Here is an 18,552-nt window from a genome sequence, read left to right as displayed (position 1 = left end):
GATGAATTGTCTATTCTCTCTTAAATTGTTCTCGATTTTTAACAAGAAAGGCGTAATATAGGAATAATTAGGGAAGGAAACGCAATGTCTCACAACAATCCTTTTATTGTGTCTGCAGACTGGTTGGAAAGCCAATTGGGTGCAAGTGATATTCATATTATTGACGCATCTTGGTATTTACCCAAAGCCAATAGAAATGGTCGCTTAGAATATAGTAAATCGCATATACCTGAAGCAGTGTTTTTTGATCATGATCTTTTAAGTGATCCCAATTCCTCCTTGCCTCATACATTGCCTGATGCTGAGTATTTTGCAAAAGCGCTTGGTGCACTTGGTATAAGTGAAAAAAATACTATAGTCGTTTACGATGGTGATGGTTTCTTTTCAGCGCCGCGTGCATGGTGGTTATTGCGCTTGATGGGCGCAGAGAAAGTCTATGTGCTTGATGGCGGTTTTAAAACTTGGCAACAGGAAGGGCGTCCTGTAACTAGTAATGACACAATTATCACCCCCAAAATATTTAATGCTAATGCTGATCTTACCAAAGTTGTTTTAATCGATGAAATGCGCGGTATTGTGAGTGATGGCAATGTTGCTATTGCTGATGCGCGCGGAAAGAAACGCTTTTCTGGCGAGGAAGAGGAACCAAGAGCAGGGGTACGTTCCGGGCATATGCCAAATGCTCAAAATGTTCCCTATTCCTTGCTTTCTGACGAGGGGAAATTCAAGTCGAACGAAGAAATCTTTGGAATTTTTAAAAGTGCAGGAATAGATCCATTAGGACCTGTGGTGACGACATGTGGTTCGGGTGTAACTGCTGCCGTTTTAACCTTGGCACTACAAGGGTTAGGAAATGAAAATGTACGACTTTACGATGGTTCGTGGAGCGAATGGGGTTCATTAGCTGATAGTTCTGTTGTTACAAATGAAGATTTGGAAATGTAAAAAATGGTTTTTAAAAAATCTCCCCAATATCTTGCTGCTCGTGTTACACATCTTGAAATGCAAACACGCGCTAATAATAGCGTTCCATTACCCATCGGTATGACGCTCGCGATCATGAAAGCGGAACAATGCCCAGCTCATTTTTATCGTTATTTATATCGCGAAATAGGTAAGGAGCATCACTGGTCCGTACGACGCAAGTTAAAAGATCAAGAATTAATTGATATTATCCAATCACCAGACACCGTAATTTATATTTTATATATTAATGGTTGTCCTGCAGGTTTTGCGGAGCTTAACCTGCGTAACATGCCTATTGCTGAAGTGTTATATTTTGGTTTGATTAAAGAGTTTCAAGGACGTGGGTTATCACGATTTTTCTTAAATGAAGTCCTATCTTCAGCTTGGGATTTAGACCCGCAAAAAGTAATTATCCAAACCAACACGCTTGATAGTCCGCGTGCTTTACAGCTATATCAAAAGCTAGGCTTTGAACCTGTTTCAACCAGCGATGTGATGATCGAAGCATGGAAAGATGATTGATTGTATTTTGTTTAATTAACAAGATATTAGAGTATCGATTTAAATAAAGATATTAAGTAAAAATGCCGGTAAGGTTTTGATGTCTCGGCATTTTTATTTGATTAGACTAAAAATTAAACATTAATGCAAGGCAATATGAAAATATGAAAAATGCCTTTAATAATTTTTAAAGCCATATTTTCCCGGATTTAAAATATTTTGCGGATCAAGTGCTTGCTTGATCAATTGCATATAATCGACGCCATAGCCAAATTCTTTACGCAAATAAGGTGCTTTGCGTTGGCCAATGCCGTGTTCCCCCGTACAGGTCCCATCAAAAGCAATAGCTCTTTCACTTAAGCGCGCAGAAAACTCCATAGCTTTAGAAACTTCGTCTGGCTTGTCTTTGTGATATCCAAGTAAAACATGAAAATTACCATCGCCTACATGCCCAACAATAGGTCCCATTAATCCTGATTCTTGCAAGTCTTTTTGAGTTTCTTCCACGCAATCAGCTAGTTTTGATATGGGTACACAGACATCGGTTGAAAAAATTTCACACCCTTTCATTAAAGATTCGCTTGCCCAAAACGCATTGTGGCGCGCTGTCCATAATTTTGTCCGCTCTTGAGGATCTCGCGAATGGATGAAATCTAAGCCGCTATGGGATTTGGCAATTTCGTCAAAAAGCGCGATTTGTGTGTCTACACCAGCGCTGTCACCATGAAATTCGAGGCAGAGAGTTGGACGCGGTTCAAGGTCTAAACCTGAATAAGCGTTACAAGCAGCAACTTGAATTTGATCCATTAATTCCACACGCGCTATCGGTACAGCGCATTGAATCATTTCAATTACCGCATCACACGCATGTTTAACGCTATCAAATGTGCAAATACCACTGGCAATAACTTCAGGAATAGGGTGTAGTTTTAAGGTGATGGCAGTAAATAACCCTAATGTACCCTCAGATCCAACAAGAAGATGAGTTAAATCATAGCCTGCTGCACTTTTTTTTGCTTTGCTAGCGGTGCGAATAAGCTTGCCATCAGCCATAACCACCTCTGCACTTAGAACTGCATCTTTCATGGTGCCATAGCGTACAGCATTGGTACCAGATGCGCGGGTCGATGCCATGCCGCCAATAGAGGCGTTTGCACCCGGATCAACAGGAAAAAATAAACCACTGTCGCGCAACCAGCTGTTTAATACTTCGCGCGTAATACCTGGTTCAACGCTTATAGTCATGTCTTCTGGGTTAAATTCGATTACCTTATCCATGCGTGAACAATCAACGCTAATGCCACCAAATGGTGCGTTTAATTGACCTTCGAGCGATGTACCGGCATTAAATGCGATGATAGGAAGATTATATTGATTGGCAATTACCACTACATCTTGCATATCTTGAGTATTTTCAACATAAACCACCGCATCGGGTAGCTGGTGAGGAAGTGTAGTAATTGTATGAGTGTGGGTTGAGCAGACAGATTCATTGCGACTAAAATTAGCATGAAATCTATGGGCGAGGGCATCAAGCCCCTTTTCCAATTGAGAGCCGGATATTTTCTCGCGCATTATATTTATCCTAATTTTTTTGATAGCTAATAGAATTAGATCAAATAGTTGAAAAGAAAATTGATGATGAAAATGAAAGTCAAAGCATTTTTAGCAAAGCAGATATAACTTTGCTAAAAACATTTTTGTGATATTTTTTTCTCAAAATCTCAAACCCAAAAGGCAATAACATATATTTGGCTTATTTATAGAAACTTAAAAAAATATATATTTCAATGGGTTAATTTAAAATTGATACGAATTATAGGCTGCTTTCACTTTCGTCGGATGCGTCGCCAAGGCAAGCATCTTCATTCTTTTTGTCATTTGTCTTAGGGGCACGAATTGGTGTATCAGCAGGCAGGATATCAAGGGCAATGCCGCTATTATTCTTGTTCAATGCAACTCGCACGGTTCCACCTTTACGCAATTTTCCAAAAAGAATTTCATCGGCAAGCGGTTTTTTAATGTGCTCTTGTATAATTCTTGCCAAAGGACGAGCGCCCATTCGTGCATCATAACCTTTTTCAGCCAACCATTTAATCGCGCCATCGGTGAGGTCAAAGGTAATGCCACGATCTGCAAGTTGAGCTTCAAGTTGTATAACAAATTTTTGTACAACCTGATGAATGACAGGCATTGCTAGTGGTCCAAATGGAATAATAGCATCAAGGCGATTTCTAAATTCAGGCGTAAATTGCCGGTTTATTGCTTCAATATCATCACCAGTGCGTCGCGTATCACCAAAACCAATTGCAGCCTTTTCTAAATCCGATGCGCCAGCATTGGTCGTCATGATCAAAATAATATTGCGAAAATCAATCTGCTTACCATTATGATCTGTAAGCTTGCCATTATCCATAACCTGCAATAGCACATTATAGACATCGGGATGGGCTTTTTCAATTTCATCAAGCAGTAAAACCGCATGGCGATGCTGATCAACTGCATCGGTTATCAAGCCGCCTTGATCATAGCCAACATAACCTGGAGGGGCACCGATCAAACGTGATACGGAGTGCTGTTCCATGTATTCTGACATGTCAAAACGTAACAATTCAACCCCTAATGATGAGGCAAGCTGCTTAGCCGCTTCGGTTTTACCAACACCAGTTGGCCCTGAAAAAAGATAGCTACCAATTGGCTTATTGGGTTCGCGAAGGCCAGCCCGAGCAAGCTTAATTGAGCTAGTAAGTGCTTCAATTGCTTTATCTTGTCCATAAATAACGCGCTTTAACTCATTGAGAAGGTTTGATAAAACCTGTCTATCATCACGTGATACCGTTTTGGGTGGTATATGTGCCATACTCGCAATTGTTGCTTCAATTTCCTTGATTGTAATAGTCTTTTTACGCTTCTTTTCAGGTAAAAGAACTTGCGCAGCACCTGTTTCATCGATGACGTCGATTGCTTTATCTGGCAATTGCCGATCAGAAATATAGCGAGCCGAAAGGTCAACCGCAGCTTTTAATGCCTCATCAGTGAACTTAACATTGTGATAATCTTCAAAATAGGGTTTTAAACCCTTCATAATATCTAATGCTTCACTGGCTGTTGGTTCTTTCACATCAATTTTCTGGAAGCGTCTAACGAGTGCTCGATCTTTTTCAAAAATCTGCCTATATTCTTTATAGGTGGTTGACCCCATACAGCGTATTGCACCGGACGCCAAAGCTGGTTTTAAAAGGTTCGCCGCATCCATTGTGCCACCAGATGTTGCGCCAGCGCCAATAATTGTATGAATTTCATCGATAAAGAGCACGGCACCAGGATGGTTGCCAAGTTCTACCACAACTTGCTTTAAACGATCTTCAAAGTCTCCGCGATAACGTGTGCCTGCTAATAATACACCTATATCTAAAGAAAAAATTGTAGCGTCTGCTAAAATTTCTGGTACTTGCTTGTCAACGATGCGTCTTGCTAATCCTTCAGCAATCGCAGTTTTGCCAACGCCAGGCTCTCCAACATAAAGTGGATTGTTTTTTGAACGCCTACATAAAATCTGGATAGTGCGGTTAACCTCACTATCACGACCGATAAGTGGGTCAATCTTACCTTCTTTTGCAAGTTCATTCAAATTGACACAATAAGATGACAGTGCATCAGGCGTCCTTTTTGTTTCAGTGTCGTCATCATCGCCAACTTCAAAATCTTCATAAAAGATCATGTTGTCAGGAATACTGCCAGCCTTCGCAATGCCATGGGAAAGATAATTCACGGCATCATATCGGGTCATTTCCTGTTCTTGTAGAAAAAATGCTGCATGGCTTTCACGCTCAGCAAAAATAGCAACTAAAACATTGCCACCCGTTACATCGTCTTTGCTTGCTGATTGGGCATGAATAACTGCGCGTTGAATTACCCGTTGGAAAGCTGTTGTTGGTTTAGTATCATGGTCATCGGCCATAACTTGTTTATCAAGCTCAGATTGAATGTAATCTTTTATTCTGGCAGCTAATATATCAAGGTCAACACCACATGCACGCATAACATTTGCCGCATCCTCTTCTTCTATTAATGCAAGGAGAAGGTGTTCCAATGTCGTATATTCATGGCGACTTTCATTCGCAAATGTTAAGGCGCGGTGTAAAGCCATTTCAAGGCCAGGGGTAAAAGATGGCATACAACCTCACTTATTTTCCATTATGCCGTAAAGAAAGGTATTGCGCCAAATATTCAAGCTGAAGCATTTGGACAAGCTGTTCTTTAGCAATTTCATATGTGTAAACACCACATTCTGCAGCACCAAGATGATGTACAGAATAGGTAATTGCTTGCGTCTCTTCAAGTGTTTTATCTAAAATCTTTATAATAATATTGGCTGTAAAATTTAACGATGTAGATTTATAGCGCTTATAGCGCATTTGTGTTGCTTCATTTTTTTGGTAGTTTTATATTTCAATTTTGGTTAACTCTATAAAGCCGAATTTTGCCGTAATTCCGGTTTTTCCTTATGCTAATTATGGGAATGGAAAATAACTCAAAATCTAGCAAGGTAGTTTTAGTCATTTAACCAATCATGTTAGCAGTAGGGCTATTGTCAGAAATAAAAACCTATATAAATCATCTGTTTTGTGTTTTTTTGTTGACCATATGATCTTGGCTGCGTCCAATATATGTAAGGTCATTTCAAAAACTTATTTTTTTTCCATGATGCATTGAAGTGGGTGCTGTTCAGATCGGGCACGGTCTATAACCTGACTTACTTTTTCTTCCGCGATTTCATAGGTGTATATGCCGCATTCACCGGCACCAAGATGATGGACGGAAAAGGTAATAGCTGTTGCCTCGTCTATCGTTTTATGAAAAATTTCAATCAAGATATCAATCACAAAATTCATGGGTGTATAGTCATCATTAAGAAGAATAACACGGTAAAGGTTTGGCTTTTTTATTTTTGGGCGCGTACGAACCTCAATAGCAATTTCAGAATCACTTTCATTGCCATTGTTTGCACTGTCCTTCTGCATATGAAGCTTCCCCATTTTTGCGTCCTTGGGTGAGAACATTCTTAAAACCTTTCATGTCTTATATTGCCGTGATTTTATTCCCTTATAGGATGATTGCAACTATGGAAATAATAACCCTATCATTGTCTCAATGTTTAAATTCTAATTTGCAATATGGTTAATTTTGTTTAATGTTATGTTTTTAAAAGATTATTTAAGTAGTGTTTATGGTTTGTTTTCTTTTTGCCTTTTTCTTTTCTCTTTTTGTTCTCGTTATAAAAATGATTTTTCTTTAAAAAAGCTTTTATATTTGAATGTGCGTAAACGGATTAGTAACGCTGTTTGCACTAATCTAACACCAAATCATCGTTAAGCGAATTTTTAGCGCTGAAGTGTAATGCTTAATGCAGGGTGTAGATGTGCGTAAAACTATTGAAAAATTAACATCATTTTTTTGCAAGTCAACAATGGCAGTTGTTGCATTGTCATTAAGTGCAAATATTGCCGCTGCTGCTCCTAAAGGGGTTTATGCTGATAAATATGCTGCAATTGTTATTGATGCAAATTCGGGTAAAACTCTTTTTCAGGAAAATGCTAATGCGAAGCGTTATCCTGCATCGCTAACGAAAATGATGACGCTTTATATGCTGTTTGAAGCCATGCAGTCAGGGCGCATTTCACCAAATACACCTATTCCTGTTTCTGCTTATGCCGCCGCACGTCCCCCAACAAAAATTGGCTTTAAGCCTGGTCAGACGATTCCTGCAGAAATTGCAGCTAGAACTTTGATTACGCGCTCGGCAAATGATGTTGCAACAGCAATTGCCGAATATCTTGGTGGTTCAGAAGCTCGTTTTGGGCAAATGATGACTGCAAAAGCACGTCGTCTTGGTATGATGAATAGTAATTTTGTTAATGCATCTGGCTTGCCTGATCCACGTAATTACACGACTGCACGTGACATGGCTTTGCTTTCACTCGCATTGCGTGAGCATTTTCCACGCCAGTATGGTTGGTTTTCTTCTACAAGTGTTAACTTTCGTGGTAAGACAATCAACGGGCATAACCGTCTTGTTGGTGCAATGAAGGGTGTTGATGGCATTAAAACAGGTTATACGCGTATGTCTGGTTTTAATCTTGCCACTTCAATGCGTATTGGAAATAAATCAATTGTTGGCGTAGTTATGGGTGGTCGTTCGGGTGCGTTGCGCGATCAGCATATGCGTGAACTATTGCTTACTTATATTGATGGTGGGACAGGAAAACGTAGTGTAGCTCCGCTTTTAGCTAGCCGCAGTTTTGAATTGCCACAAGGCCATGAAGCACCAATACCTGTTGCGCGCAATAATAATGTTAAGCCACAGGCTCAACCTGTTGAAAATGTAGAGGTTGCGAGCGTAACCGATCGTGAGCATGATGCTGCGTTGTTAACAGCCCTCGCTTCACGTAGTGCAAAACTACCACCGGCAATTGCTGCGGCTAATGATGTTGTAATTGAAAGCTCACCAATTAAAAATCCACCAAAGCCGGTTTTTAAAGCAAGTTTTGTTAAGTCAAATGTCAATGATAAACAGGTAGTTGTGGAAGATGTTGTTGCTAATACGATTAATAGTGAGATTATAGCTGTTCCGCAAGATGATGTTATTCCCGTGCCTAATGATTTGGACACCGTTGTTACTTCATCGATTAGTAACTCTAAAAAGGGTTGGGTTATTCAAGTTGGATCAAAATCCACCACTGCTGAGGCAAATGAGGCTTTGGCAAAGGCGGCAGCTGCAGGTCAACAGGCTTTAGCTGGCACAGATCCGTTCCTTGCTGTTTTTGATCAAGGTAATGAGCGTTATTATCGTGCACGCTTTGCGGGTTTTCAATCTAAAACTGCTGCGTGGCAAGCATGTAATAGCTTGAAAGATGCAGGGATTGCTTGTTATGCTTTGGAAGACTAAGTAAACTTAGATAATTAGATTTTTTCTCTTAATGTAAGACCCATCATTTATTATGATGGGTCTTTTTTAATTTATAGTGATTTTCAAAAAGAAAATGCGCATAAGCACATATAAATTATAGATAATTTTTTGGCTCTCTATGCTTTACTGAAATTTCTACATAAATTTCAAAGCGATCCTTAGCATATCAAATATTGCTAAGAATGTTTTTATAATTAGTTTGATTTTTGTTTATGGAAAACGCCTATATTAAAATGTAACAACTAAAAACTAACATAAACAGGCAAAACAATAAGAGTATAGCTTCTCATTATCGCAGTTCTATATTAATTCCATAGCTAGATTTAATTTTGGTTGGAAAATTGGTCGGAGCGGCGGGATTCGAACCCACGACCCCTTGACCCCCAGTCAAGTGCGCTACCGGGCTGCGCTACGCTCCGAGCCGACCGAAGCAATAGATTATGAAGCTGATAAAGGCAAGCGAAAAATTTCAAATTAATAACAAGAAAAATGAATAATCTTGTTTTTAAAGACGGTTCGCATATCATTATATGTAAATATTGAGCAGTCATAGGGGGGGAGACCAACTTATTGTGGTCTGTTAGATGACTCTTTTAAAATATAAGCGATAAGGTCATCAAGGTTTTCACCTGGCGCAAACCTTATATTAGCCATTCTGTTGCCTTTTATCATCGCTTGAGGCCCAAGCAAAAATTCGCGTAACGTGTCTTTATTCCAAGCAAGGCCATCTTCTCCAGCTTTTTTCATTGCTGGCGAATAACGAAAATTAGGAAGCGATCCCGCAGTGCGGTTTATAATATTTTGTAATGATGGACCCACACGATTTTTATCATTATCGATCAAATGGCAAACAGCACATCGTTTATATATTTTTGAGCCGCGCTCAATATCGCCTAATGGCTCTTGCGCAGTGGCAAGAAGAGGGAGTATAAATAATGCAACTGGCAAAAAATATTTTATTAAATGTGTTTTCATGGTTTTTGATTGAATGCTTTATGTTTAGGTCTATTTTAAATGTCTTCTAGATAAAACGTAACGCGGTAAGTGTCCATGGCGGCAAATCGCCACTGCCTGACAATGGGATGGCAATTTTGTTGGTAAAAAGGCATGCGATTGAAATTGTCAGAAGCTCCATATTGTTTTATATTGCCTGCCTCGTATTCTGATTAAAATCTTGTCGTTTAATTAAAATATTGATGGTGTTCTTGCGTTTGTCAATCAGCCACACTAAGTATAACACGAATTGAAAGGTTGAATAAATGAGCCGTTTTGCCGTTATATCTCTAACAGACAGTGCTGTTGAGCGTATCAAAGAAATTATGGGGAATAATCCTGATGCCCAAGGTATCCATGTTGGTGTAAAAAAGGGTGGCTGCGCAGGAATGGAATATACCATAAATTTGATGAAGGAGCATGAGGGAAATTTTGATATTGTTGAAAAAGACGGAGCCCGAGTTTTTGTTGGGCGTGATGCTGTTCTTTTCCTTCTTGGTACGCAAGTGGATTTTGAGCAAACCACCCTTAGGACAGGATTTGTTTTTAATAATCCTAATCAAACTTCGGCTTGTGGCTGTGGTGAATCTGTTGAATTAACTCCTGTTTCCATGGAAATATTAGAAAAACGTCGAGAACAAGCAATTTAGCGTCGTTTGTGTTTTTTTTAAATAACTATCGCTAATCTCACTATATCTAAGCAATCTCATTTAATTATATTACCATCATTGAAGGGCAATCGCTTTGGCATCATTCACATCTTTTGGCGATGAAGCTAGGATGACCCTTAACACTGTTTCTGACCGTTTTTCAGGAATTATCCATCCAACTATAAGACTGGGTGTCACTGGACTTTCTACCGCTGGAAAGACAGTTTTTATTACGTCATTAATTCAGAACTTACTAAGAAGTGGGCGCTTGCCACTTTTTAAAGCTATAGCACAAAAGCGTATCATATCCGTTGATATAGAGCATCAACCAGACGATACATTGCCTCGTTTTGAGTTTGAAAAGCATATAGATAGTTTAGCATTAAAGCGCCAGTGGCCCCATTCTACTCGCTCATTATCACAATTGCGATTAACAATAAAGTATCAATCAAATTCTACATTTAGTAAATATTTCTCACGTGGAAAGTTAACTATTGATATCATTGATTATCCTGGTGAATGGCTGCTTGATCTTCCTTTGCTGGCAAAGGATTATCGGACATTTTCAAAAGAGTCTTTTGAGCGCGCGAATAATAAATTACATAAGGAATTTGCAAGTGATTGGCTTGGTGCAGCCCACCACGTCAATAGCTTTGCAAAGGCTAGCGATGATATCATCGACCAATTAAGTTCGGTTTTTAAGACTTATTTAAGGTTGGCAAAGGAAGATAAAAGTGCAATTTCCATGTTGCCACCAGGTCGTTTTTTAATGCCTGGCGATCTTGATGGTTCGCCTGCGCTTACCTTTGCACCTTTGCCTAATTTAAGCGACAAACCATTTGAGCCTCACTCTTTGGCATCTGTGATGGAGCGGCGTTATGAATCTTATAAAAAGCACGTGATTAGGCCATTTTTTTTAAATCATATCGCCCGTTTAGATAGGCAAATCATTCTTGTGGATGCGATGCAAGCGATTAATTCTGGTGCCCATGCTGCGCAAGACCTGCAAAATTCTTTGACAGAAATTCTATCATGTTTTCGTTCAGGTGCTAATAATTGGGCAAGTCAACTTATTAGCCACAAAATAGATCGAATTGTGGTTGCAGCAACAAAGGCAGATCAACTTCATCATGAAAGCCATGAGAGGATGGAAAAAATTATTAAGCTCTTAACACTCAATGCGCTTGAAAATGCAAAATTGCGTGGTGTTAAAACTGATAGCATAGCCATGGCTTCAGTGCGCACTACCCGTGAAGCCTTGGCAAAAATTGGCGATGAAGAACTACCTATAATTATTGGGACACCATTAGAAGGTGAAATAATTGATGGCGTTTGCTTTGATGGTGAAACAGAGACTGCAATTTTTCCCGGTGATTTGCCAAAAGATCCTCAAGATATTGTCGATCATGATAAAAAGATGAATATTCGCTTTATCCGGTTTCGCCCACCAATTGTTAAAACAACAGATCCATTGCCGCATATTCGTTTGGATCGCAGTTTGGAATTTTTGCTTGGAGATTACCTTGCATGACACAGCGTAGGCCAAGGGCCATTTCTGATCTTGAAGCTATCAATATAACTGCAGATCCCTTTGATGAGGCTGAATTAGCCGATCTTGACGTGCTAGCGCAGGAAGAGCAGGGCAATAAGCAATATTTCACGTGGAGTAAGATTTTTTTATCCGCTCTTGGCATATTATTATCCTTAGCAATTGGCCTATGGATTGATGATCTTGTCCGTACATTATTTTCCCGCTATGTAGCTCTTGGATGGTTTGCGCTTGTAATTGCAGTTACTGGGCTCTTGGCTTTCATTATTTTTATTTTCAATGAATTGCGCGCAATTATACGTTTACGTTCGGTATCTGAAATAAGGCGACAGGCTCGCGATGCGGTTATGCGCGATGACATGAAAGAAGCGAAAAAGGCAATCCATGCACTTAATAATTTAGTTGAAGGGCAGGCGTTAACTCGGCATGGACGCAAAATAATTGCTGCTTTTGAAGATGATATCATTGATGGACGCGCGCTTATTCATTTGTCAGAGGCTGAAATATTGCGTCCTTTAGATAAAGAAGCACGTAGTTTAATTTTGGCATCTGCTAAGCGTGTATCAGTTGTAACAGCAGTAAGTCCGCGCGCCTTTGTTGATATTATGTATGTTTTTTATGAAGCCACCAAGCTTATTCGCGCTATAGCGTCGCTTTATGGTTGTAAGCCAAGTCGGTTTGGTTTTATTGCCATATTGCGTAAAGTCTTATCTCATTTAGCTGTAACTGGTACTATTGCATTAGGTGATAGTTTTATACAGCAATTCATTGGGCAGGGACTTGCAGCGAGGTTGTCGGCAAAACTAGGTGAAGGTGTCGTAAATGGGTTGATGACAACTCGTATAGGAATTGCAGCAATGGATGCACTTCGTCCTTTTCCTTTCGATGGTGAAAAACGTCCCAGTATTGGTGATTTTGCCGGTGATCTTATTCGTTTTTCAAACAAAGATTAATAATGTAATTTGATCTAAGGCTAAGTTCTTTTATGATTAAAGCGGAATATTTATTATTTAGCCTAGCAATTGAAATATCTTATTAACCATTTTTTGCGATTTTTAACCATAAGAATCTCAACTATTATTCTTTAGTTTAAATCTTGATGCTTGATATTTAATGCATTTAATTTTTACTTTAATTGAATGCTCCGTGGTTTTAAGCCAATGTGAAGCTGATAAAAGGAAAGCTGTTTAAATGAAAAAAATTTTATTGCCGCTTTTTGCAGCTGTCATATGTTCCTCTTCAGCTTACAGTGCTGCACAAGACGCCGAGGAAGTATTCTTTAAAAAAATTGAAGGGCAATGGACCGGGCCAGGTGAAGTTGTTGCTGGGAAATATAAAGGTACGCGCTTTACCTGTACATTTTCAGGTGTGCAGGAACAGACAAAGGTTGGCATGGTCTTGGATGGTTCTTGCCGCGTAGGCATTTTTAGCCAAAGCGTCAAAGCTCGTGTTGCACGCATTGAAAAAGGTTATCAAGGTGCATTTAATAATGGTGCCAAGGCTGACGGCATGGATATCATTTCGGGGCGTATTAGCAATAAACATATGGTTTTTGGTCTAGTGCGAGAAAATATTAATGGTACGATGACCGCGCATCTAGCTGATAATGATACAATGAATATTACCCTATCGGTTAAGGTTTCTGAAGATATGATACCAGTGGTTGGCGTAAAACTAAAACGCAATGGTAAAAACGCCGTTCAAAATACAGCCCAAAACGATTTTCAATAATTTATAAATCTTATATTTAAATTGAGATATAATTATCGAGCGGATCTTTAAATATACATTCAGAAATTATGCTGTTTAAAGAAGGGCTGCGCTATGTTGCAGTTAAGCATTTATTGCTTGTTAACTTGCATAATGCCATTACGATTTCGTAAGTTAAAATAGTTTTAAGTCACAATTGGACATAATAGTGTACCCAAAGCATCTCAAGCAACATGCATTTTACTAGTTAAGCCGCCTTTGGAATAACCAAGATCATGGGCATCAACGCTCTCCTTTTCCGCGCTCGTGCTGATTGAGCATAAGCATGAACAAATCTTGCATCAAGCATCAGTCATATGGTGGCCGGCTCTATAGCAATTTTCTCTAACCGCTCAGGTGGGAAACTCTTTTCAATACGCAATTATTCGCGTCCATTTATTGTTCCTTAAGGGCCAAAACAAGCTAGAAGGTCGCACTAACGCCGACCTGAGCGCTTGCCAGATCAACGCGTTGATAAAGCTGCGGTTATTTGTATTACCACCACGCTGTCCAGTTCGTCCATAACCAATGATGGGTACTATGCGCTCCGATTGTTCATCTGTATGGTCAGTAATCATTTTACTCCCCATAAAACCACAATGAAATGAAACTATAATAAAAATAGGGGCGTTCCTAAAATATTTATTATTTTGATGTATTGCTTATGGTCGCATGACAAATTAAAGAAGTGCCATCGTCATGATTTATAATTTTCTGGATTGCATGCCATTAAATAGCTTGAAAGCCCTGCAAAGGGTCTTTATTGATTTATTAAAATCGGGCAAGGTGATTTGCCTAAATTTTCTAATATAAAGGGATAATTGGTCTAATGCCGAGCCAAAGCCGAAAGCCTTTATCTAAACATGCATTTATATGCACACAGCTTGATAATGCAAAAAGTGTCGGAGGCCCCAATTGGCTATAATTCGCTTTTCTATGCGCTTCATCCTTTTATTTTTTATGCTAATTGGCCTATCAATAGCCGCTAATGCTGCTGATCCAATTAAAATATCACCTGATAGTGCCGCCCTTGACCTTTCTGGGCTAGTTGAAATAAACCTTGATCAAGGTTCGAGCTTTAGTATTTCAACCCCTCCTGATCCAGAAGGAATCATCCATCGGATTGAAGTGCAAGCTAATAGTGAAAACTCGCAAGGCAATTGGGCTGTTTTAACTCTTGCCAATCCAAGCGACCAACAGCTTGATAGGTTAATTGTAGCACCCCATTATCGGCTAGCAGGTTCTGGCTTACTTGATCCTGATTTAGGTTCTATTAGGATACGATCGATAACTCCAAGTGAGGGGTTTACTTTAGAACGTCAGGCTAGTCCAGACTCGGATGTTTTCCGCTTTACAATCAATCCCGGTGCTGTTGTAACGCTTGTAGCAGAGCTTGGATCACGTGATTTGCCGCAATTATATTTGTGGGAACCTGATGCCTACAAGGATACAGTTAATTCTTATACGCTGTATCGTGGAATATTACTTGGTATTTCTGGTCTTCTAGCTTTGCTGCTTACCATTTTATTTGTGGTTAAAGGTACCTCGCTTTTTCCTGCAACCGCAGCTTTTGCATGGGCGGTACTTGGTTATATTTGTGTAGATTTTAGTTTTTTAAATAAATTTTTAAATGTTGTTCCTAATTCTGAACCACTATGGCGGGCAGGAACAGAGGTGGCCTTAGCAGGCACAATATTAGTTTTTCTCTTTACCTACCTTCATTTACATCGTTGGCATTATCATTTTAGTTTCGGTATTGTATTGTGGCTTGGAGCCCTTTGCGGTCTTGCTGGCATGGTGGTATTTGATCCGGTTCAAGCTGCTGGTTTTGCCCGCGTTTCTCTTGGTGCAACCGCATTAATTGGTGTTTTGCTTATTTGTTACCTCACCATTCGCGGCTATGATCGTGCTATTATGTTGGTGCCAAGTTGGATTTTATTCATACTTTGGTTGTTTGCTGCCTATGCTGCAGTTACTGGAAAGCTTGAAAACGATATCGTGCAGCCTGCTTTAGCTGGTGGGCTCGTCCTTATCGTATTATTGCTTAGCTTTACTGTTATGCAACATGCATTTTCTGGCGGTGCTGGTAATCAGGGTATTTTTTCTGACCTTGAAAGACAAGCACTTGCCGTTATGGGAACGGATCAAATCGTGTGGGATTGGGATGTGGTAAGGGACCGCGTTGTTACCACTCCAGATTTATCAATTTATATTGGGTCTGCAGCAAAAAGTCTTATTGGACCAATGCGCAATTGGCTACCAGCTATGCATTCCGATGATCGGGATCGTTTCCGGATGACCCTTGATGCAATTCTTGATACGCGTGCAGGACGGTTAGATCAAACTTTCAGATTAAGGGCAGGGGATAGTCAATATCGTTGGTTTTCATTGCGGGCACGTCCTGTCATTGGGCCAGACGGCGAAATTATTCGTTGTGTCGGCATGTTAATGGATATTACTGAGCATAAGAAGGCTGAAGAGCGTTTATTGCACAATGCGATCTATGACAGCTTAACCGGTCTTCCTAATCGACAATTATTTCTTGATCGCTTGCAAAGTTTTTGCGACTTAGCTCAAAATGATGAAGATTTAAAGCCAACATTGTTAATTATTGATTTTGATAATTTCCGTTCAATCAATCAACGTTACGGATTGTCGGTTGGCGATACATTTTTGCTTGCAATGGCGCGGCGTCTTGCTCGGCATCTTAAACCATTAGATACATTGAGCCGTATATCTTCAGATAGGTTTGCATTTTTACTCGCTTCACAAAGCGATCTTTCAAAGGTTGCAAATTTTACGATCAATCTAAAAAAAGCTTTAAATATGCCTATCAGCTTTGCAAAGCGTGAAGTGCAGTTAACAGCTTCTATTGGGCTTTTACCCTGGCTTGGTGGTAATGCACCGGCTGAAGAGCGTTTGAATGACGCTATCCTAGCAATGTTTGCAGCGAAATATAATGGTGGTAATAAAATCGAGCCATTTAGGCCGGTTTTCCGTAGCCAAAATATCGAAAAGCGCTCCATTGATGATGAATTGCGTGAAGCCTTGAACCATAATCAACTTTATGTCGTTTATCATCCAGTGTTAAAAATTGCCGATGGCACCTTGGTCGGCTTTGAAGCAATGTTGCAATGGGATCATCCAAGCCGGGGTACATTATTTACCCAAGACTTTATTTCGGCCGCGGAAAACGCGGGAATTACGTTGGAATTGGCAAATTTTGTGCTTCATCGCGCAGCACAAGGCATAATGCTGCTAAACCAAAAATTTCCTGGCAACCGGTATTTCGTTTCGGTCAACCTGCCTAGTGCTGATTTGCTGCGCAATGAGCTCGTAGCTAGCATTCAATCCATGATGGTTCGTAATCCATTGCGAGAAGGACAATTATTGATTGAAATGCCAGAAGCTGTTCTTATGCAAAATCCTGAGCTTTCAGTATCTTTATTCGAGCGTCTTAAAGGTTTAGGTGTCGGCTTGGTTCTTGATAATTTTGGTACAGGATATTCTTCACTTTCTTACTTTGTGCGTTTCCCATTTGACATCATAAAGCTAGATCGTTCTTTACTGAATAATGAACGGCCAAAGCAAAATATTTTGTTGCGCTCACTCATAGGTATGGCTCATGATCTTGGTTTTCAGGTTATTGCTGAAGGTGTTGAAAATGAAGGTCTTGCCATTATGCTAAAGGAAGCAAATTGCGAATATTTGCAATCCAATACGTTTAGCATGCCGATTGCAATTGATGATGTAATTGAATTAATTACTAACCATAAAAAATAAATATTGGGCATCGTATGACCAATATTTATTAAATATAAAATGGAATTGGAAGGATAGTTGAGAGGACTTTAACACAATTAGTTTAAAATATATTTGTTCGCTCAAATTTTGTGTAAAGATTTTAATGGCGATCAAGCAAAAGCTACTATAAATGACAATGAGCGTTGTCATGGAAAGTACTGAAAAATTTTTAGCTTTTGTGAATAATGAGGTTTGAAATCGATAGCCAATGAGATAGCTTGCAATTGCTTTTATAAGTTAACAGGGCAGAGATGAAAGCTTGATAAATTGAAGCCTTGCGGCAATACATTGCCTATTTGAAGAGCCTTAGACTTTTTAAAAAACCTTCGTAAATATGCGAAGGTTTTTTTACGGCTTATAAATTATAATTATTTAACGATGAAGCCATGCTTATAGGGGTCGCGATCATCGATAAAAATTGTATTAAAACCAGTCATTCTTGCCCAACCCGCGACAGATGGAATGATGGCTGCGCGATCTGCAACTTGTGTTATTTTTTCAACGCGCCCATCAAACATTGAACCAATGATAGATTCATGGATAAAACTGTCGCCTTCTTTCAATATCCCTTTGGCTGTAAGCTGTGCCATCCGCGCTGATGTGCCAGTACCACAAGGCGAACGATCAATTGCTTTATCACCATAAAATACTGCATTACGAGCATGGGCACTAGGTTGCGTTGGCTTTCCTGTCCACATAATATGGCTAAGATGGTTTATTTCAGGCTTTTCAGGGTGTTGAAAATTATAAAGCTCGTTAAGGCGTTCGCGCAAAATAGGACTCCAAGCGATAAGCTCCAAAACGTTATAATCAGCCATATCGGAATAATTTTCTTGTGGTTCGACAATCGCATAAAAATTGCCACCATAGGCAACATCTACTTTTAAATGACCAAGTACTGGGCATTCTACATCAAGCTGTTCTGCATAAAGAAAAGCTGGAACATTGGTTAATCGAACTTCTTCTACATATTCGCCATTTTGTCGAAAAGCAATATCAACCTTACCTGCCGGGGTATCAAGGCTAATTCTACCCGGTGTCTTGGGCGTTATTAAACCATATTCAATCGCCATAGTAACGGTACCAATTGTACCATGTCCGCACATTGGCAAACAACCAGATGTTTCAATATAAAGAACACCAATATCACAATCATCACGTGTTGGCGGATAAAGAATAGAGCCAGACATCATGTCATGACCACGAGGTTCAAACATTAGCCCAGTACGGATCCAATCATATTCAGCTAAAAAATGTAGGCGTTTTTCCATCATGGTGCTGCCTCTTAATTGAGGCCCACCACCAGCCACCAAACGCACAGGATTACCACATGTATGTCCATCAATACAAAAAAACGAATGACGTGCCAT

13 protein-coding genes, 1 tRNA gene and 1 pseudogene are annotated in these 18,552 nt (G+C 39.7%); 8 read left to right on the top strand and 7 right to left on the bottom strand.

Annotation, left to right across the window (positions count from 1 at the left end; all coding sequences use genetic code 11):
- Window positions 1–84 precede the first annotated feature (84 nt).
- Together sseA and N6A79_RS06800 are read left to right on the top strand one after the other, a co-directional pair.
- Window positions 85–945, top strand: coding sequence for a 3-mercaptopyruvate sulfurtransferase (gene sseA / locus N6A79_RS06805; protein ID WP_268547472.1), 861 nt, complete (start codon window positions 85–87; stop codon window positions 943–945).
- A gap of 3 nt (window positions 946–948) precedes the next feature.
- Window positions 949–1,488, top strand: a complete 540-nt coding sequence (locus N6A79_RS06800; RefSeq protein WP_268547471.1) for a GNAT family N-acetyltransferase — start codon at window positions 949–951, stop codon at window positions 1,486–1,488.
- A gap of 156 nt (window positions 1,489–1,644) precedes the next feature.
- On the opposite strand, the gene N6A79_RS06795 is transcribed toward N6A79_RS06800, so the two are convergent.
- The 4 genes and pseudogenes from N6A79_RS06795 to clpS all read right to left on the bottom strand — a co-directional run bounded on the left by N6A79_RS06795 (window position 1,645) and on the right by clpS (window position 6,506).
- Window positions 1,645–3,042: an FAD-binding oxidoreductase gene (locus tag N6A79_RS06795; protein ID WP_268547470.1), complete on the bottom strand. Its 1,398-nt coding sequence runs from the start codon at window positions 3,040–3,042 to the stop codon at window positions 1,645–1,647.
- A gap of 378 nt (window positions 3,043–3,420) precedes the next feature.
- Window positions 3,421–5,644: pseudogene (gene clpA / locus N6A79_RS06790) on the bottom strand (ATP-dependent Clp protease ATP-binding subunit ClpA); the annotation flags it as partial.
- Between the two features lie 10 nt (window positions 5,645–5,654).
- Window positions 5,655–5,885 carry an ATP-dependent Clp protease adaptor ClpS gene (locus tag N6A79_RS06785; RefSeq protein WP_262080451.1) on the bottom strand — a complete coding sequence of 77 codons (231 nt, stop codon included), beginning with the start codon at window positions 5,883–5,885 and terminating at the stop codon, window positions 5,655–5,657.
- A 273-nt stretch (window positions 5,886–6,158) separates the two neighbouring features.
- Window positions 6,159–6,506: an ATP-dependent Clp protease adapter ClpS gene (gene clpS, locus N6A79_RS06780; RefSeq protein WP_410007241.1), complete on the bottom strand. Its 348-nt coding sequence runs from the start codon at window positions 6,504–6,506 to the stop codon at window positions 6,159–6,161.
- Between the two features lie 368 nt (window positions 6,507–6,874).
- Between clpS and N6A79_RS06775 the strand changes: the two genes are divergently transcribed.
- Entirely contained in the window at window positions 6,875–8,416 is a 1,542-nt protein-coding gene (locus tag N6A79_RS06775) for a D-alanyl-D-alanine carboxypeptidase family protein (RefSeq protein ID WP_410007240.1), read from the top strand.
- A gap of 363 nt (window positions 8,417–8,779) precedes the next feature.
- Here the strand turns inward: N6A79_RS06775 and N6A79_RS06770 are convergent.
- Together N6A79_RS06770 and N6A79_RS06765 are read right to left on the bottom strand one after the other, a co-directional pair.
- Window positions 8,780–8,856 (bottom strand) — tRNA-Pro (locus N6A79_RS06770).
- A gap of 148 nt (window positions 8,857–9,004) precedes the next feature.
- On the bottom strand, window positions 9,005–9,412 hold the full coding sequence (locus tag N6A79_RS06765) for a c-type cytochrome (protein WP_268547469.1): 408 nt from the start codon (window positions 9,410–9,412) through the stop codon (window positions 9,005–9,007).
- Window positions 9,413–9,696: 284 nt separating this feature from the next.
- Between N6A79_RS06765 and sufA the strand changes: the two genes are divergently transcribed.
- From sufA to N6A79_RS06740, 5 genes are all read left to right on the top strand, one after another.
- Window positions 9,697–10,080 (top strand): Fe-S cluster assembly scaffold SufA, encoded by a 384-nt coding sequence (sufA, locus tag N6A79_RS06760; RefSeq protein ID WP_268547468.1) that lies wholly within the window; start codon window positions 9,697–9,699, stop codon window positions 10,078–10,080.
- A gap of 94 nt (window positions 10,081–10,174) precedes the next feature.
- Window positions 10,175–11,611: a YcjX family protein gene (locus N6A79_RS06755; protein WP_268547467.1), complete on the top strand. Its 1,437-nt coding sequence runs from the start codon at window positions 10,175–10,177 to the stop codon at window positions 11,609–11,611.
- Window positions 11,608–12,582 carry a YcjF family protein gene (locus tag N6A79_RS06750; RefSeq protein ID WP_268547466.1) on the top strand — a complete coding sequence of 325 codons (975 nt, stop codon included), beginning with the start codon at window positions 11,608–11,610 and terminating at the stop codon, window positions 12,580–12,582. Before N6A79_RS06755 ends, N6A79_RS06750 begins: the two co-directional genes overlap by 4 nt.
- A gap of 238 nt (window positions 12,583–12,820) precedes the next feature.
- Window positions 12,821–13,360, top strand: coding sequence for a hypothetical protein (locus N6A79_RS06745; protein WP_268547465.1), 540 nt, complete (start codon window positions 12,821–12,823; stop codon window positions 13,358–13,360).
- Window positions 13,361–14,314: 954 nt separating this feature from the next.
- Entirely contained in the window at window positions 14,315–17,161 is a 2,847-nt protein-coding gene (locus N6A79_RS06740) for an EAL domain-containing protein (RefSeq protein WP_442784277.1), read from the top strand.
- A 389-nt stretch (window positions 17,162–17,550) separates the two neighbouring features.
- On the opposite strand, the gene N6A79_RS06735 is transcribed toward N6A79_RS06740, so the two are convergent.
- Window positions 17,551–18,552: a 4-hydroxyproline epimerase gene (locus tag N6A79_RS06735; RefSeq protein WP_268547463.1), complete on the bottom strand. Its 1,002-nt coding sequence runs from the start codon at window positions 18,550–18,552 to the stop codon at window positions 17,551–17,553.

Origin of the sequence: Bartonella sp. HY761, from assembly GCF_026743145.1 — a bacterium.
Lineage (GTDB): Bacteria > Pseudomonadota > Alphaproteobacteria > Rhizobiales > Rhizobiaceae > HY038.
Note: the sequence above shows the minus strand (reverse complement) of the source record. Positions and strands in the feature narration are given on the sequence as shown.

What these genes read in the sequence shown, in the direction of transcription:
- sseA (WP_268547472.1), top strand. Translation starts at nt 85, where the DNA reads ATGTCTCACAACAATCCTTTTATTGTGTCTGCAGACTGGTTGGAAAGC.
- N6A79_RS06800 (WP_268547471.1), top strand. Translation starts at nt 949, where the DNA reads ATGGTTTTTAAAAAATCTCCCCAATATCTTGCTGCTCGTGTTACACAT.
- N6A79_RS06795 (WP_268547470.1), bottom strand. Translation starts at nt 3,042, where the DNA reads ATGCGCGAGAAAATATCCGGCTCTCAATTGGAAAAGGGGCTTGATGCC.
- N6A79_RS06785 (WP_262080451.1), bottom strand. Translation starts at nt 5,885, where the DNA reads ATGCGCTATAAGCGCTATAAATCTACATCGTTAAATTTTACAGCCAAT.
- clpS (WP_410007241.1), bottom strand. Translation starts at nt 6,506, where the DNA reads ATGGGGAAGCTTCATATGCAGAAGGACAGTGCAAACAATGGCAATGAA.
- N6A79_RS06775 (WP_410007240.1), top strand. Translation starts at nt 6,875, where the DNA reads ATGCAGGGTGTAGATGTGCGTAAAACTATTGAAAAATTAACATCATTT.
- N6A79_RS06765 (WP_268547469.1), bottom strand. Translation starts at nt 9,412, where the DNA reads ATGAAAACACATTTAATAAAATATTTTTTGCCAGTTGCATTATTTATA.
- sufA (WP_268547468.1), top strand. Translation starts at nt 9,697, where the DNA reads ATGAGCCGTTTTGCCGTTATATCTCTAACAGACAGTGCTGTTGAGCGT.
- N6A79_RS06750 (WP_268547466.1), top strand. Translation starts at nt 11,608, where the DNA reads ATGACACAGCGTAGGCCAAGGGCCATTTCTGATCTTGAAGCTATCAAT.
- N6A79_RS06745 (WP_268547465.1), top strand. Translation starts at nt 12,821, where the DNA reads ATGAAAAAAATTTTATTGCCGCTTTTTGCAGCTGTCATATGTTCCTCT.
- N6A79_RS06740 (WP_442784277.1), top strand. Translation starts at nt 14,315, where the DNA reads ATGCGCTTCATCCTTTTATTTTTTATGCTAATTGGCCTATCAATAGCC.
- N6A79_RS06735 (WP_268547463.1), bottom strand. Translation starts at nt 18,552, where the DNA reads ATGGCACGTCATTCGTTTTTTTGTATTGATGGACATACATGTGGTAAT.